This window comes from Nitrosomonas supralitoralis, from assembly GCF_003011925.2.
Classification (GTDB): Bacteria; Pseudomonadota; Gammaproteobacteria; order Burkholderiales; family Nitrosomonadaceae; genus Nitrosomonas; species Nitrosomonas supralitoralis.
Map to the genome: position 1 here is coordinate 1 of NZ_PXXU01000141.1, position 1700 is coordinate 1700.

General features: G+C 32.5%; 3 protein-coding genes. 1 reads left to right on the forward strand and 2 read right to left on the reverse strand.

Features of this window, described 5'->3' with window-relative positions; all coding sequences use genetic code 11:
• Nucleotides 1-159: 159 nt before the first annotated feature.
• A complete protein-coding gene (locus C7H79_RS17020) occupies nucleotides 160-450 on the reverse strand; it encodes a hypothetical protein (protein ID WP_106708411.1) in 291 nt (96 codons plus the stop codon).
• 219 nt (nucleotides 451-669) lie between these two features.
• Complete coding sequence (locus tag C7H79_RS17025; protein WP_106708412.1) at nucleotides 670-864, reverse strand: hypothetical protein; 195 nt, start codon at nucleotides 862-864, stop codon at nucleotides 670-672.
• Between the two features lie 464 nt (nucleotides 865-1328).
• Here C7H79_RS17025 and C7H79_RS17030 point away from each other — a divergent pair, with 464 nt between their 5' ends.
• Nucleotides 1329-1670: a KGG domain-containing protein gene (locus C7H79_RS17030; RefSeq protein WP_197714674.1), complete on the forward strand. Its 342-nt coding sequence runs from the start codon at nucleotides 1329-1331 to the stop codon at nucleotides 1668-1670.
• Nucleotides 1671-1700: the final 30 nt, after the last annotated feature.

The window sequence follows — 1700 nt, forward strand, 5'->3', positions numbered from 1 at the left end:
TAAATGCTAGAAGCAGGATAATCTAATACAAAACGTCCACACATTTTGTCAACACTTATAAAAAAAAGATAGGCGACAACTGATTGTCGAAAATGGTTTATAGACTCGAATGGTTTATTTATTATCAATCAGTTATGTGGTTTTATGATAATCAAAAAGTCATTTATTATCAGGATTCTTGTCTGAGGTAACGATAGTGTTTGGCCCCACATCACCAGGATTTTCATCATAGGCGTTTGGATCATTGTTGGAATTATGAAATACTTCACCAGTTGGAGATTTCTCTGCTGCGTCTCTTTTGTCGGGATTATTACGTTCTCTTGCAGCTTTATCATTTAGTTCTTGTAGGGCGGTTTTCTGCTGAGCCATATTTTTGCCTCTTTGATAGGTTAAAAATAATTCATTAACTATTTGTTGCCTACTACCAACCCCAAAAAATGGACGCTCCAATTATAATTAGAACGAAAGCTAGTACTAAACTCCAGGTAATTGAAATGATAATACGTTTTTTGTTTGATTTAGATTTTTATTTGACATATTGATTTATATATAAAATAACTTATTATTAATTTAGTCGTGATAATTCAGTACAAAACCCAACACACAATGAAAGTCAAAAAGCATTCCAAAAGCTTAATGTTATTAATCAAATTTTTTAAAAATTTATTGTCAATGGATGTCGCCATCTATTTCAATATCATAATTATCACGATTAGTTTCTTCAACCAATCCTTCTTCGACAGCGTTATCCCAAGCTTCCTCAATATATTCTTCCTCTGAGAGATCATCAATAAGCTCTTCAATTACTGGATATTCAGCAACGATATGTCCAGAGGATTTTTCGATGATTTGAACATTTTTCATAAGAATTTAGTCTCTATATAAAACAATAACAAATTAATTAATAGGAATATTATTAAAAGACCATCAAGCAATAAGGCTTTTAGTCTAATTAATAAAATAATAAAACCCCATCAAATGAAGAACCGCTGACAAATAGAAATTCGCTGATAAGAATTGAAATTAACATTATTTTCGTGAATGTTTTCTTGGTCTGTGCGTTTAACAACAAAGAGCATAAACAAACAAATAAGCCTGAAACTTATTTCGTAACAGAGTATGAAAGATTAATTTCAGAGAGACTAATTTTTAGTCAGATGCAGTATTCGTTTAGTGATAATCCTAGCTATGAAACCTATACATAATGGGAATTTTCTTGTCTAAGTTATTTTTATAAAATGTATGAATCCGTACATATTCTAAAAATTTTTAAAGGTAAATTAAAGCTGATCTTTAAGGATCGTCATTAATTAATAGGAGAATTAAAAATGACTTACTCTCGTCCAGGTACACAAGATAATGATTCCAATAAAGGCTTTGCCTCTATGGATGAAGATAAGCAAAGAGAAATTTCTAGCAAAGGGGGGAAAGCAGCCCATGAGCAAGGAACAGCTCATGAATTTGACTCCGAAGAAGCAAGAGAAGCAGGCAGTAAAGGAGGGCAGCATAGCTCTGGCAATACACAAAACGCTTCCAACTCGAGCAGCCGATTAACCCAAGAAAGCTCGAATTCTGATAGTGATGATGATAATAACTCTAGTTCAAGCAGTAGTGGGGGTTCTTCTGATGATCATGCAAGAGCTGGAAATCAAAGTCATAAAAACACTTAATTTAGTGGAATGATTTTTATAAATAGGGAC

Excerpts from the sequence above, each read along its gene's own strand:
- C7H79_RS17030 (WP_197714674.1), top strand. The coding sequence starts at position 1,329 with ATGACTTACTCTCGTCCAGGTACACAAGATAATGATTCCAATAAAGGC.
- C7H79_RS17025 (WP_106708412.1), bottom strand. The coding sequence starts at position 864 with ATGAAAAATGTTCAAATCATCGAAAAATCCTCTGGACATATCGTTGCT.